Here is a 15,751-nt window from a genome sequence, read left to right on the forward strand (position 1 = left end):
GAAAACTGATGCTTAAGAATTGTCAATTAGTGGTCTTCGTTACGCTGCTGTTTACGCAAACAGCTTTAGTGGCACAACCAAACCATCAATGGAAAACTGCTGCTTCCGGTAGTTATACCTACAAATATGTAACTGATGACCCCACGAAATCCCGCTTTTACACCCTAAAGAATGGACTAACTGTGGTCTTGTCACAAAATACACAGAATCCGGTTATTGAATTCAGGTTGGCCGTGAGGGCGGGGAGCAATACCGACCCCAAAAATACGACTGGTTTAGCACATTATCTTGAACATTTACTTTTTAAGGGTACCGATAAATTCGGTACCCTTAATTATGCCAAAGAAAAACCGCTTCTGGATGAAATAGAGAAGTTATTTGAACAGTACAGGCGAACCGTTGACCCGGTAAAACGGAAGGCGATGTATGCGAAAATTGACAAGATCTCAAATGAGGCCTCCAATTACGCAATTGCCAATGAATACGACCGGATGATGAAATCAATCGGTGGCAAAACCACCAATGCCCATACGCTCTATGAGGGAACAGATTATAACGAAGACTTTCCGTCTAATGCCGTAGATCAGTTCCTGGCTTTACAGGCAGAACGGTTCCGAAGCCCGGTATTCCGTCTTTTTCATACCGAGCTCGAGGCCGTATATGAAGAAAAAAACAGCCATTTAGACGATGACAACGCTAAGATGGATGAAAAAGTTTTAGCCGCATTGTTTCCTACCCATAATTATGGACAGCAAACCGTAATCGGCACCATAGCACATTTGAAAAACCCATCACTCGTCGACATCAGGGCATATTATAATCAATATTATGTCCCGAATAACATGGTCCTTGCCTTTGCCGGCGATTTTAATCCGGACGAAATGATCAGGAAAGTTGATCGTGCTTTTTCCTATATGAAGGCAAAACCACTGCAGTTATACCATCCTGCGCCTGAAAAGCCATTGACTAAAGTTCAACAGATCGTTGTTTATGGTCCGAATAAGGAAAATGTTAAGATATCTTACAGGGGCTATGCTCAAAATACAAGGGAAAGCATGTTGCTTAAACTCATTTCCAGTATTATGTCAAACGACAAAGCTGGTCTTACGGACGTAAATTTGAACCAGCAGCAAAAGGTGCAAAGTTCGGGTACAAATTATTATCAGATGAAAGATTATGGCGTGTTCAGTTTGTACGCAAGCCCTAAACAAGGTCAAAGCCTGGAAGAGGCCCAAAAGCTATTGCTGGAGCAGATTGCACAACTTAAACAAGGTAATTTCGATGAAAGTCTGATCCAGGCAATTGTTGCCAATAACAAGCTGAATTCACTTTATGAATTTGACGATAACGGCATGCGTGTAAATGCAATTGTTAAGGAGTTCGTGTTAAACCGTTGCGAAAACTGGGATGAAACCTTAAACATGCCGGAGGCGATGGGCAGGATTACCAAAAAGGAAATCGTAGAATTTGCCAACAAATTCTTCAAAGACAATTATGTAGTCGCCTATAAACGCCAGGGTGAAGATAAAGAAACGGTTAAAGTTGAAAAGCCCATCATTACCCCAATCAACACCAATCCTTCAGCAATATCCACATTTGCAAAGCAGCTTTATGCAATGCCCCTGAAACCAATTGCGCCCAGGTTTTTAGATTATAAAAAAGATTTAAATTTATCAAAGGTGGGCATCGCTGATGTGGTGACCGTTCAAAATACAGAGAATAGCCTGTTTAGCTTGTCTTATAAATTTGATATTGGCAGCTGGAACCTGAAGCTATTGCCATATGCTGCGCAATACCTGGATTTTTTAAGTACGGACAAATATACTTCAGAAGAGATTAAGCGACAGCTTTATCAAATTGCCTGCGATTATAATTTCTCTGTTGAAAACGAAACGGCTTCCATTTCCATTAGCGGTTTACAGGAAAACTTTGATAAAGCCGTAAATCTGGTAGAATATATTTTCGCAAATTGTAAAGCCAATGAGCAGGCCTTAGCCGAACTTAAAAATGGGATCATCAAAGAACGGGAAAACAGCAAATTAAGCAAAGATGATATCTTAAGGGGTATCAGCATCTATGCACAGTATGGACCGAACAACCCATTTAACGATAAATTGAGCAATGAGGAGATACAAAATATTTCATCAGCAGAACTGCTCTCGATGTTGCATCACTTTAGTAAATACAGGCATGCCATCACGTATTACGGGCCAAAGCCGCTGGCCGATTTTACAGATGATATTGGAAAGCTTCATCATTTGCCCGATCAGTTCGTAGCAGATCCACCGGTTAAAAAATTTACGTATACCATAGCAGCTAAAAACCAGGTTTATTTTACGCCATACGATATGGTACAGGCAGAGGTATGTTGGGTGCGCAATAATGGCGGGCCTTATGATCCCGCTCAAGCCGCAAAGATTAATTTATTTAACAGTTATTTCGGTCAGGGTATGAGTTCAGTAGTGTTTCAAACCATCAGGGGTTCTAAAGCTTTGGCCTATTCAACCGGCGCCCTATATTCTTCGCCTAAGAAAAAGGCTAAAGAATATTCTATGTTTGCCTACCTCACCTGTCAGGCCGATAAAATGGGTTATGCCATCAATAGCATGAACGATTTGCTGAACAATTTACCGAAAGAAGATCACGCTTTTGAACTTGCTAAGGCCAATGCGTTAAATGAAATAGCAACTGAACGGATTAATAAAGAGGAGATCATCAGGACATATTTTAAGGATCAGCAATTGGGTATCGACCATGATTCGAGGATCGACCAATACGAGGGGCTAAAAGCTTTAAACTTCTCAGCTATCAAGGCATTCCATGAGCAAAAAATTGCAAACAAGCCTTATTACTACTGTATCGTTGCTTCGGAAAAAAATGTAAAAACGGAAGCACTGCAAAAAGCTGGTCCGGTAACGAAACTAAGCCTCAAACAGATTTTTGGCTATTAATAATCATGCCCATGAAATTCAAATTACTATTGCTGGCGGGCCTGCAAATTACATGTTTAAGCTTAATGGCCCAAAACACTTATCAGTGGAAAACTGCCATTTCCGGTGGCTATTCGTATAAGTATGTCACCAATGATCCAACCAAATCACGCTTTTATACTTTAAAGAATGGCCTCACCGTGGTGCTTTCACAAAATACCAAAGCACCAGTCATTGAATTCAGGCTGGCTGTGAGGGCCGGAAGTAATACAGATCCAAAAAACGCCACCGGCCTTGCGCATTACCTGGAACACATGCTCTTTAAAGGTACAGACAAATATGGTACCCTGAATTATGCCAGAGAAAAACCTTTGCTGAATAAGATAGAAGCTTTATATGAGGAATATCATGAAACAACAGATCCGGTAAAACGAAAGGAAATCTATGCAGAAATTGACAGGGTCTCTGGTGAGGCCTCAAACTACGCTATTGCCGGCGAGTACGATAAGGTGATGAAATCCATAGGTGGAAAGTCTTCCAACGCATATACCTGGTATGAAGAAACCGTGTATAAAGAGGACTTTCCTTCCAATGCCATCGATCAGTTCCTGGCTTTGCAGGCAGAGCGTTTCCGCAATCCGGTATTCCGCCTTTTTCATACGGAGCTGGAAGCCGTATATGAAGAGAAAAACCGGGGTTTAGACGATGATGACCGGAAAGTAGATGAGCAATCCTTCGCGAAACTGTTTCCCACGCATAATTACGGACAGCAAACGACTATAGGCACCATAGCACATTTGAAGAACCCATCCTTGGTAGAGATCAGGAAATACTATAACAGGTATTATGTTCCAAACAATATGTTACTGGTTTTTGCAGGTGATTTCGACCCGGATGAACTGATTAAAAAGATCGACCGATCATTCGCCTATATGAAGCCTGAACCGTTAGAGTTTTACAATCCCGCACCCGAGAAAACAAGAACGAAAATTGAAAAGATTGATGTATATGGTCCAAGTTCGCCCAGAGTAAGGATCTCCTATCGCGGTGGCGCACAGTCTGCAATGGAAAGTAGAATGCTGTCTTTGATTTCAAGTATTCTTTTTAACGAAAAGGCTGGACTGGGTGACATCAATCTTAATCAGCAGCAAAAAGTTCAATACGCTGGTGGTGCTTATCAGCAAATGAAAGACTATGGGGTTTTCCAATTATTTGCGCAGCCTAAACAAGGACAAACGTTAGACCAGGCCCGTCAGTTATTGTTGGAGCAAATTAATCTGCTTAAAAAAGGCCATTTTGATGAAAGCTTAATCAAAGCCACGGTAGCCAATCAAAAATTGAACCTGTTAAAAGAATCTGGCGAAAACCGATCCCGGGTGAATGCAATTGTACGTGAGTTCATCTTAAATCGTGGCATAAACTGGGATAAAACATTAAACGCTCCGGATGCCATGAGCAAAATTACCAAAAAGCAGGTTACAGATTTTGCAAATCAATTTTTTAAGGATAATTACGTAGTTACCTATAAGCATCAGGGCGCAGATAAAGCCATTACAAAAGTAGAAAAGCCAATCATCACCCCGATAAATACCAATGCACTGGCGACTTCTGAATTTGCGAAGGCACTTTTTGCCATGCCTGTTAAGCCCATCCTGCCTGAATTTCTGGATTATAAAAAGGATCTTAATTTTGGCAAAGAAGGGATTGCTGATGTGGTAACTGTGCAAAATAAAAACAATGGTATTTTTAGTGTAACCTACAGGTTTGATATTGGGAGCTGGAATTTACCATTGTTGACTTATGCCGCGCAATACCTGCCATTCCTAAACACAGAAGAGTACAGTGCAGAAGAGATCAAAAAGCAATTTTACAATATTGCCTGTAACTACAACTTCAGTGTAGGAGCTGAAACCACTTCCATTACCATCAGTGGCCTACAGGAGAACTTTGCCCAGGCAGTAAGTTTGGTTGAGCAAATTTTTGCCGGCTGTAAAGCCAACGAGGGGGCATTGGCAGACTTGAAAAATGCAATATTACAAGATAGAGAAAACAGCAAAACTGACAAAGATTATATTAAGGTCGGGCTGGAAAGCTATGCCCTGTATGGGGCTAAAAATCCGTTCAATAATAACATAAGCAACAATGAGGTTAAAGAAATTACTTCAGCGCAATTGCTTTCACTGCTCCACAATTTAACTAAGTATAAGCACATCATTGCCTATTATGGTCCGGAAACAATGGCTGAGTTTACGTCAGGTATCAGCAAACTTCATCATTTGCCAAAAGCATTTATTCCCAAACCTGCAGCCAAAGAATATATCCCTGTTCCGACTGATTCGAATGAAGTTTACTTTTTTGACTACGATATGGTGCAAGCTGAAGTCTCCTGGGTGCGTAACACTGAAACCTACGAGCCGAAATTGGCACCGAAGATTGCCTTATTTAATAGTTACTTTGGTGATGGAATGGGATCCGTCGTCTTCCAGTCCATCCGGGAATCTAAAGGTCTGGCCTATTCTACCGAGGCATTTTACCTTTCCGCCAACCAAAAAGACAGGTTGAATGTAATGACTGCCTACGTGGGAAGCCAGGCAGATAAGATGAACGAGGCTGTAAAAAGTATGAACGAGTTGCTGACCAATCTGCCTGAGGTAAACAAATCTTTCGAAGTTTCTAAAAGCAATACATTGAATGGGCTGGAAACCAACAGGATTACCGGTGAACGGATTATATCTGCCTATTTTTCCGATCTAAAACGAGGTTTGGACCATGATTCCAGGATCGACTTATATGAAGGCGTTAAGCAGCTGAATTTTGCAGATATCAAAGCTTTTCATAAAGACCATGTAGCTGAAAAGCCTTATAAGTATTGCATTATTGCTTCAGCGAAAAATGTAAAAACGGAAGATATGCAGCAATTTGGTAAGGTGACTACATTAACGCTGGAACAAATTTTTGGGTATTAGACTTAATTCTGTTTCTCGACTATCATTCATTATAATTGTTTGTATTTGCATATGAAAGTGAACGGACCACGGTTGTCAGAACATATTGTATTATTCGGTTAATACCTAACACACCATATCAATCGCAAAATAATTTGACTCCTGGAAAATGAATGAAGAGTGTGTTTCCCGCATTATTCAGAAAGTTTTTACAGGCTATCTTACAATGCGTAACTTAAAAAAAGTATTGACAGCTATTGATTTTTAGCTAAAAAACAGGATTTATCATTTGGAAGTGATACATCCTGTTTTGTGTCATCTGCAAACATTCCATTGCTTCTTTAAAATTTAGTCACTTCCGTTTCAAAACTCCATCAAAGTTTGCTGTGTATTCATTTAATAATACATCGAAAAAGCGGTTAGATTTCTGTAGATATTTCTTTCTATTCAGTATGCCACAATTCTTTTAAGATAGCCTTGTTCTTACAATCTTCGAATACGCTCACCTATTGTTGCTATAAATTTATGGCGCTTAAAAGAAATTTCGTTATTGATTAATGAAGCATCATGCTGTAAGCATTTTAAAATTTCTATATCAACCTGGTGTAATCCCGTCGCATCATATTGTTATTGACTAAATCGTAAAAAAATACAGTATGCTTTTAAAAAACACTGTCTTACTGAATTAATCATTATAAATATTTAAAAAAAGCTAAAATTTTACGGTAAAAACTAACTTGATTGATTTGAAAAATTATAATATAGAATTTTACCGAAATTAAGTCATAGTAATTCACATTAAATCTGAATTTAAAACAGGGCATGAAAACATTAACAGGAAAAACGCAGCTGGCTGATATAGAGGGGAAATTTGAGCATTTATCGCTTCTGGTTGGCAATACGCCAATGCTCGAACTAACTTATTTCTACAAAGGCAATAAGAGCAAAATTTACGTCAAATGTGAACACTATAACTTAACCGGAAGCATTAAAGACAGAATGGCCTTATATACCTTAAAGAAAGCGTACGCTCAGGCCAGGATAAAGGTTGGTGACAGAATTGTGGAAGCTACTAGCGGGAATACCGGAATTGCATTTGCTGCTATTGGTAAGGCACTGGGTCATCCTGTTACGATCATAATGCCAGATTGGTTGAGCAGGGAGCGGATGGATATCATCAAAAGTTTGGGCGCGCAAATTATTCTTGTCAGCAAGGAAGAAGGTGGCTTTATAGGCAGTATCAAGCTTGCAGAATTAATGGCGACAAATCATCCAAACATTTTTTTACCCCAACAGTTTGAGAATACCGCTAACCCGGAAGCACATGAGCTTACCACAGGAAAAGAAATCTGGGAACAGCTGCGTTTAAAAAATATTACCCCTCAGGCTTTTGTAGCTGGAGTAGGTACTGGTGGGACTATAATGGGAGTAGGTAATTTCCTGAAACAACAAAATCCAGACATCAAGGTACATCCCCTGGAGCCAGCTGAATCACCAACATTAACGACAGGCTACAAAGTGGGCAGCCACAGGATACAAGGGATCTCAGACGAGTTCATACCGGACATTGTTAAACTCGGCGAACTGGATGAAGTTGTACAGGTAAATGACGGCGATGCGATCCTAATGGCACAGAAATTAGCCGAAAAATTAGGTTTGGCAGTAGGTATATCATCTGGTGCTAATGTTATCGGCGCCATAAAACAACAACAGAAAATGGGGATAGAAAACTGTGTGGTAACTATTTTTTCTGACAGCAACAAAAAATATTTAAGTACTGACTTAATGAAAGTAGAACCGGTTAAAGAAGGATACCTGACACCAGAAATAGATTTTATCGATTACAAGGCCTTTAGCAGGCTATAATAAACATCACTAACACAAACCAACCAAACATGAAAAAAATCATTTTTTTACTCTCCGTTCTATGCCTGATTAAGGTCTGTGCATATAGCCAGATCCTGAAACCGGTAACATGGAGTTATGCAGCAAAAAAAACAGGGCCAAATACGGCTACTGTATTTATCAAAGCCAACATAGATCAGGGCTGGCACCTATATTCGCAGTTTGTTAAGGAAGGCGGGCCGGTTAAAACAACTTTTACTTTTCCCTCATCGGTGGCTTATGTGCTGATTGGAAGCACAGCCGAACCAAAAGCGGTTTCTAAATACGAATCTACCTTTAAAATGAACGTAAGTTATTTTGAAAAGTCGGCCATATTTCAGCAAAAGTTAAAACTGAAAGGTAAAAGTGCAACCGTGAAGGGCAGTATAGAATTTATGGTGTGCAATGATAAACAATGCTTGCCACCGGAGCAGATAGACTTCAGTATTTTAGTGAACTAATCATTATAACGCATATGATATACATCAAAAAAATATGCTTTGGTTTTCTGTTGTTTTGTGCAATATCCTTAAGTGGCAATGCACAGGAACACACTGATACTGATGATCTCAATTTTACGGAGATCAGGCAAGAAACTGACAGCAGCTCATTCAAAACTGCCCCGAACACTATAAAAGCAGCCGAACGTACAGATATTAACAAACCTGTTTCTGTGCCAAAGCAGGAAAATAAAACATTATTGGGGATTTTTATCGCCGGCTTTCTGGGTGGTATGGCAGCTTTGCTAATGCCATGCATCTTTCCTATGCTTCCTTTAACAGTTAGTTTTTTTACAAAAGGCTCCGAAAAAGGCAGGGCTTTCAGACGGGCAGCACTTTATGGAATTTTCATTATACTTATTTATGTGGTGCTTGGATTGCTGGTCACTGTGATTTTTGGTGCCGATGCATTGAACAGCTTATCAACGAATGGCATATTTAACTTCTTTTTTTTCCTTTTGCTGGTTATTTTTGCAGCTTCCTTTTTTGGGGCTTTCGAAATTACCCTGCCTTCTAACTGGGTAAATAAAATGGATGCCAATTCTGATAAAGGTGGGATGGCAGGTCTGTTTTTCATGGCTGGAACTCTGGCACTGGTATCTTTTTCCTGTACCGGCCCCATCATTGGCACTTTATTGGTCCAGGCAGCTACTACGGGTGCTCTCTTAGGCCCCGCAATTGGGATGTTTGGTTTTTCGTTAGCACTTGCTATTCCCTTTGCCTTATTTGCATTATTCCCTTCTGCCATGAACAAATTACCTAAATCTGGCGGGTGGTTAAATAGTGTGAAGGTGGTACTGGGCTTTCTGGAGCTGGCCTTTGCACTTAAATTCCTGAGCAATGTAGATTTAGCGTACCATTGGGAATGGTTTGACAGGGAAATATTTTTGGGTTTATGGATTGTAATTTTTGGGATGATGGGGATTTATCTGCTCGGTAAACTAAGATTTTCACATGACAGCCCGCTGGCATTTATCTCCGTACCCAGGCTTTTCCTGTCAATTGTAGTATTGGCTTTCACGGTTTACCTCATCCCGGGAATGTGGGGTGCACCACTACGAAGCGTTTCAGCATTCCTGCCGCCTCAGGAAACCCAGGACTTCGACCTCTACACCTCAGGATTATTGGCAGGAAAACAGCCGGCAACAAATGATGGCCCTCATAAATATGCTGATAAATTCCACGCCCCGTTAAAGCTGAATGCATATTTCGATTACAAGGAAGGACTAGCTGCTGCAAAAAAACTGAACAAGCCCTTGCTGATAGATTTTACCGGACATGCCTGCGTAAACTGCCGAAAAATGGAGGCTAACGTTTGGCCAGACAAAGATATTTATAATATGCTTAGCAATGATTATGTACTGATCCAGCTGTATGTAGATGACAAATCAGAAGTAGATCCAGCAGATATAGTCGTTACCCCGGAAGGCAGGAAACTGAATACGATTGGCAAAAAATGGAGCGACCTTCAGGCAAGAAAGTTCAAGTCCAATTCACAGCCATTTTATGTGCTGCTTGACCCAAGATCAGAAGAGATTTTAATTCAGCCTCAAGGTGCAGATTACGAAATAGTCCACTATAAAAAATTTCTGGAAAATGGCTTAAAGGCGTATAACAGATAAAAACACTGGTGTTGTAGCAATCATCAATATCTTGTTCTTCAATAATTTTTCAAAATTATGTATCGCTTCAAAACCTTCATACAAGTTCGATTTCTAGCGGTTTAACTCTACTAATTGGAAGCTCATCGAAAGATGGGCTTTTTTTGTTTAGAGGGAAGTAGTTTTGCACACGCGGCACGCGTGCGACAGCGAAGGCAGAGCCAGTACAGTACGGAATTCCCCCGCTAGCGCACGCGTGCCGCGTGTGCTTTCCAACTCACCTCCACTCCCGGCAATCCAAATACATCATACTCTTAAGAATTTGTTGCGCAGAAGCCATTTCGCTCTCTAAAACACCAAGTTGATGCAAACCGCATAATTTAAGTTTCACTAAACACCTGATTTCTAGCACGCCAGCATAAGGATTAGCTGCTTTACCTTTCAAAATTGATTTTCAATTCGTTAAGCAAACGCCACAGTTTACGTTTGATGATGGCAAAAAGTGTCAATAAAGCATTTTTCATATCAATTGAGTAAACCTAAGATCAGAAGATTATAAACCTAAATAGCTCGCAATGATCACTAAACATATACAATACTGCCGTAAGATCAAAAAATGGTAGTATGGTTATTAAAATTAGTTATAAATACTTTGCCTCATAGTAGAGATATTTATATAGTCATGTTAATCAATAACTTATTTGGTACTTTCCATCCCTTTCTTTTGTAAACATTCCAGTGCATTTGCAACATATACCAAAGGCGCATTCCAATTGATGGCTATTTCATTACTGGCATAAGAAGCCACATTATCCAGGTAAGACAATTCCGGTTCTGCAGATTCATATTTTAATCCATCCTGCTTTTCCGGATTGGGGCCACCAACCAACATCCCTGGAACCGGATCAGCCACACCATCAGCAAAAGAAATCCGGTGATGTGGGTTCATGGGTGAATAGGTACCAATACCGGTAACAAAAGAATAACCGATTGCATTTCTTCCCAGGATATAATCCAGGTTTCCAGCGGCGGCATTCAGATAATCTTTATTTTGGGTGAATAAGTAAGCATTAATGAGCAAAACAGACTGGTTCATGGCAACCGAGTTACTTCCCCATACAAAATCCGATCGTGAACTGCCCATTACTGAGCCATAGGCACTTGTCTTGCCTTCCAGCAAATAGCGGTCTGCAATAGAAAGTACCTTTTTCTTCAATATACTGGTGATGCTGCTGTAACTTACAGGAAGTTTATTATGACACCTGATCAGTGAATAATACCCTAAAATACCTACGGAACTCCAGCTGGGTAAATTTACTTTTGCATTCAGGCGCGCAAAGAAAGCCTCATAATATGGCGACTCACCGGTAGTGGCCAGGAGTTCAGCCGCGGCCCAGCTCCATTCATCTTCGAAATCCTTGTCGCCGTAAGCACCTGTAGTAACTTTCAGATCAGTTGTCTTGTTCATCAGCTGCTGATCATAAGGCAGATTTGGATTTTTAAGTGCCCATTTCCAGGCTAGAATTGCGGCAGCGCGACAACTGTCGGCCAGGCCGGGGTACTGTTCAGGAAAATCCCTTAAAATCCGGGATGCCTGAGCGGCAACCGCAGCAAGGTTCAATGTTGCGGCAGTACCTTTTGCCACCACATATCTGGGTGCCAAAGCCTGTGCAGGCATAACCATCGCATCGAAACTGAGATTTGTACACTTATTGTATACACCACCATCATGTGGATCCTGCATTTTCAGCATCCAGCGTAAATTGTAAATGGCCTCGGTTAATATATCCGGCACCCTGTTCTTCGCATCCGGAAGCCTCGTTTTCAGCTTCAGGAAATAGTCAGGAAAGTCCTCGTAAGCGGATAGTAAGGTAGCGGTAGAAATCCCGCTGTTAACGATGTACTTATTATAGTCGCCCGCATCATACCAGCCGCCCGCCACATTAATCCGGCTTCCCGCTGCCCTGTTTTTAGTGGCAGCAGATGGATGAATCAATACTGCGGTATCCGGATGTCCGGATGCGCGGTACCATTTCCCGGCATAATCTTTATCCAGGGCCGAAGAAGCCCGTTGGTAATAGAAAGCTTTCAAGCCAGCCAAAGCAAGATCCTGATGCACACTGTCGGCAATTTTAAAAACCGGAGAGTCGCCTACACCCGGAACCCGGATCAAATAGTTTCCGGGCTGCTGGAAACTGCTAAAATCGGCGATCCTGGTCTTCATTCCGGAATAGCCGGTGCTTTTTAACCCGGAGAGCGCCCCGGTATAGACCGGCTTTCCCGCCGGCATGGCAATCAGTTCAAAACCATCGCCCGCAGCAGCTTTGATAATGACAGCCCTTTTATCCAGACCTGGATAAAAACCTGACTGGTCTACAAGGATTGTCTGATGCCCGGCCTTTTGGGCCTGCGCTTCGGTTAACCCCATACCGATTAGCATGAGCAGCACAACATAAATTTTCATAGGCTTATAAATATTTCTCATAATCGGCCTGGCTGATCACTTTAAGACTAACATCATCAACGAACAGGGTACCCGATACATAACCCAAAGCAAACAAGAGTTTGATACCAGCAGTACCCGGCGGAACAATATATGCACGTTCATAAAGCTTCCAGTCCTGATCGCCGGTAACTGAAGCGATATTAATCCCTTCCCCGATTTTGGCTTCGCCCTTCCCCAGCATTTCAAAAAGGAAGAGTGCACCATTCCAGTCTTCCTTTCCGGTACTTACGCCATCTGCTTTGATCCTGGCAGACATCAAAATATACGGTGCATTTTTAGGCAGCGCAACAATTTGATGCATGCCCGTCCATTTAGAAGGATCGCCGGAGAATAAAGCAGCACTCATTTTTCCGGTACTGAAAATATAGGGTGTAGCTTTTGCAGAATAGTCTACCCATCCGCTCAGTTCATCTTCAAAGCCCCCATTTGTCACCAGGTTTTTTTGTGCCATGCTGGTGTAATTCACGGTTAGCATCAGGATTCCAACAGCTGCATATTTTATTATGTTCATGACTATAAATTTTATTTTTAATAAACTATAAGAAGGGGCTGTTTCATAAATCAGTTTATCTTTGAACTTGTACCGAATCTTCGGGAAGCTCAACGTAACAGGTTCAGGATGACATTTTGTATTTATGAGACAGCCGCTTTTTCGTCAGACTATTTTTGACAATAAGAATTAATATACACCGATATCATCGAGGAAGATCGTTTCCGGCGCATTACCACTCAACTCCTGAAAGCCAATCCAGTTGAGGCTGGTTGGTTTACCTGGCTGGCTGGCATTTTGGAAACGCTCCAAAGGCACTACATAGGTTGTCCATTTACCGGCATGTAATACAATGCTAACCTGACGGTTGTCGAAATCATTCAATCCGATCTTTACCACCTTGCCTTCGGTTCCGGTTGTTCCATATATCGAGAATTTAACATAAGTTTTATCGCTCAGGTCTACAGGATCATTGCTACCCACAGCATATCCGGCATAATTACCGGTGTACGTAAGTTTGATGGCGTGGCTGCCCCTTTTAACCATCTCTGTGTTACTTACATCTCCACTGGCACCGCCAAAATTGAAATCGTAACCTGCTGTGATCTGATCGTCGTAAAACAAGTGTTTAAATCCAAATGGCAATAATATCGGCACTGCCGTTCCATCGTAAGATACATACGGACCAGTACTGGTTCCTCCCGGGGTAGTTACACTTACCGCACCAAGGCCACCGTTAGGTACGGTTACCTTTAGTTCTGTACTTTTCGAGGAAACTATCCTCGCTTCAACCGTCCCAAATTTAACACTGGATACCTGATCGAAACGTAAGCCGGTAATGGTTAACTCATCACCAGCATTTCCGGCAAACTGGCTTAAGTCATTAATTACCGGAGGTGGTTGTTTGATGCTAAAATCAAAACTTACCGTTCCAGATGCATTAGTCAGCACCAATTTACCGGTTTGATTGATCCAGGAAGCTGTGGCAGGAATCATCACCACGATACTGTTATCGCTGAACAGGGCAGTATTCAAATAAGCTGCTGTGCCATTAAATTCCACTTTGTTTGTACTCTTCAGGTTTGCACCTTCAATTACATAAGTCACGCCGACATCACCTGAGGTGACTGTAGAATCTAAAGCCGTTGGCTGAGCCACTCCAGGCTTCACCAGGGTGCGCACCCTGGTGATAGCGGGCATGCCTTGCCCCTCTCCCTCCTTTTTGCAGGAGGCGATAAATATCAACATGAAAAATAGTCCTGTCAGAGAAATGACTATAGGGTTTTTATATATGATTTTCATAATAACTATTTAAAATTGTAAGGTACCGGTGGCAGTAATAATTTAGGATTAAGGGTAGATTCTGTTGTAGGGTATGGCAAACGGAAATTGGCATCAGTGGCCGTATATTTTTGTCCCCAGATGACTACAGGCGTAGTGTTGCTGTAAATGCCCCTTTCCTGGTTGGCAATAATGGCGATGGCCTTAGGATGGGAAGTGACATTAAACCCGTCTAACCTGCCCAGATCAAACCAATAATCAGCCTCAAATACAAATTCCATACGGCGTTCCTGATAGATATCCATAATGGAAATGGAGGTTTTAGGAATCAGCCCGGCCCGTTGTCTGATTTTATTAAAGGGCACCAGTGCTGCAGCATCTGATGTACTTTGCGCACCAGCAAGAACGGCTTCCGCTTCAATCAGAAGCACATCTGCATAACGCATCAGATAAGTATTATTCGCTGTTGAAAACGAAGCACCTTTACCGCCATTGTCTGCCGGAGTGCCTACCACATACTTTTTGATAAATGCCGGCATTCCCTGTGCAACCGCTCCCGCCGGCAAGGTATAACCGCCTTTGGCCTGGTTAATTTCAGGGTAAACATCACCCTGCATCATCACCGTAGGTTTTCTTCTTAAATCACCCGGCTCAAAAGCTGTCAGCAAATCAATGGATGGCGTTACGCTGCCATATCCATCTCCGGTACCCGTAATTTCAGAGTTATAGGCCAGGAAAGATTGTAAGGCATTCCCGTGTCCGTAGGCAGATCCGCCCAGCCATTGTATAGCAGCGATACTTTCTTCATTGTTGTTATTGGCTGTTTTAAATAAGTCGGCATAGGTCTTCCCGGAAACATCGATGCCGTACAATTTGAACTCTCCGCTATTGATGACCTGTTCTGCTTTCAAACGGGCATTCGGATAATCACGCATGTACAGATAAACTTTGGCTAAAAGTGCAGACGCAGATCCGCTGGATACCTTACCCTGAGAAACAGATCCGGTTCTGATCATTTTGTCGCAGTTTGCTTCGGCAAACTTCAGGTCATTGATGATAAAGGTATACACATCGGTTACCGGATTGGTATTGATCTGATAGTTGCTGACATGGTCCAGGCTATTTTCTATAATCGGCACATTTCCCCAGGTTCTCACCAGATAGAAATAAGCCATGGCCCGCATAAACCGGGCCTCCCCAATGGCATTATTCACTACGGCAGTTGGTACACTGGCCGGAACTTTAGATTTCAGATTATTGATGAGTGCATTGGATTGGGCCACTACACTGAACAGGGAATTCCAGGCCGACAACAATTGGGTATTGTCGCCCGTTACCGAGAAGTTTCCAAAATTGATCACATCCGGAGAATAGGTATGCGCATTGCCGCTCAACAACTCGGAGATACACCAGGATGCTTTTGCATTCCAGTCAAACCACGGGGAGTTGTACAAAGCAATCGTGCTGGCCTGTACCTGCTCGGTATTCTGATAAAAATTATCCGCACTAAGCGCATCCTGCGGCGGAATATTAAAAAAGTCCTTTTTACAGCTACTGCTAATGGTGGCTATGAAGACTAATATATATAGGAGATATGATTTCATTTTCTTACAA

At 41.9% G+C, this 15,751-nt stretch carries 9 protein-coding genes; 5 read left to right on the forward strand and 4 right to left on the reverse strand.

Going from position 1 to position 15,751, the window contains the following annotated elements:
- The first annotated feature begins 8 nt into the window (after positions 1-8).
- The 5 genes from OQX64_RS12505 (at position 9) to OQX64_RS12525 (ending at position 9,881) form a co-directional block, all read left to right on the forward strand.
- A complete protein-coding gene (locus OQX64_RS12505; RefSeq protein ID WP_265819009.1) occupies positions 9-2,951 on the forward strand; it encodes a M16 family metallopeptidase in 2,943 nt (980 codons plus the stop codon).
- A gap of 11 nt (positions 2,952-2,962) precedes the next feature.
- Positions 2,963-5,896, forward strand: a complete 2,934-nt coding sequence (locus OQX64_RS12510) for a M16 family metallopeptidase (protein ID WP_265819010.1) — start codon at positions 2,963-2,965, stop codon at positions 5,894-5,896.
- Positions 5,897-6,697: 801 nt separating this feature from the next.
- On the forward strand, positions 6,698-7,741 hold the full coding sequence (locus tag OQX64_RS12515) for a PLP-dependent cysteine synthase family protein (protein ID WP_265819011.1): 1,044 nt from the start codon (positions 6,698-6,700) through the stop codon (positions 7,739-7,741).
- A gap of 29 nt (positions 7,742-7,770) precedes the next feature.
- Positions 7,771-8,220 (forward strand): protein-disulfide reductase DsbD domain-containing protein, encoded by a 450-nt coding sequence (locus tag OQX64_RS12520; protein ID WP_265819012.1) that lies wholly within the window; start codon positions 7,771-7,773, stop codon positions 8,218-8,220.
- Between the two features lie 14 nt (positions 8,221-8,234).
- Positions 8,235-9,881, forward strand: coding sequence for a protein-disulfide reductase DsbD family protein (locus tag OQX64_RS12525; protein ID WP_265819013.1), 1,647 nt, complete (start codon positions 8,235-8,237; stop codon positions 9,879-9,881).
- 676 nt (positions 9,882-10,557) lie between these two features.
- On the opposite strand, the gene OQX64_RS12530 is transcribed toward OQX64_RS12525, so the two are convergent.
- The 4 genes from OQX64_RS12530 to OQX64_RS12545 form a co-directional block, all read right to left on the reverse strand.
- Entirely contained in the window at positions 10,558-12,324 is a 1,767-nt protein-coding gene (locus OQX64_RS12530) for a glycoside hydrolase family 9 protein (RefSeq protein ID WP_265819014.1), read from the reverse strand.
- 4 nt (positions 12,325-12,328) lie between these two features.
- Positions 12,329-12,877 (reverse strand): hypothetical protein, encoded by a 549-nt coding sequence (locus OQX64_RS12535; RefSeq protein ID WP_265819015.1) that lies wholly within the window; start codon positions 12,875-12,877, stop codon positions 12,329-12,331.
- A gap of 168 nt (positions 12,878-13,045) precedes the next feature.
- Positions 13,046-14,158 carry an IPT/TIG domain-containing protein gene (locus OQX64_RS12540; RefSeq protein ID WP_265819016.1) on the reverse strand — a complete coding sequence of 371 codons (1,113 nt, stop codon included), beginning with the start codon at positions 14,156-14,158 and terminating at the stop codon, positions 13,046-13,048.
- A gap of 5 nt (positions 14,159-14,163) precedes the next feature.
- Positions 14,164-15,741: a RagB/SusD family nutrient uptake outer membrane protein gene (locus OQX64_RS12545; protein ID WP_265819017.1), complete on the reverse strand. Its 1,578-nt coding sequence runs from the start codon at positions 15,739-15,741 to the stop codon at positions 14,164-14,166.
- Positions 15,742-15,751 lie beyond the last annotated feature (10 nt).

Source organism: Pedobacter sp. GR22-10 (genome assembly GCF_026239715.1).
Taxonomy (GTDB): Bacteria; Bacteroidota; Bacteroidia; order Sphingobacteriales; family Sphingobacteriaceae; genus Pedobacter.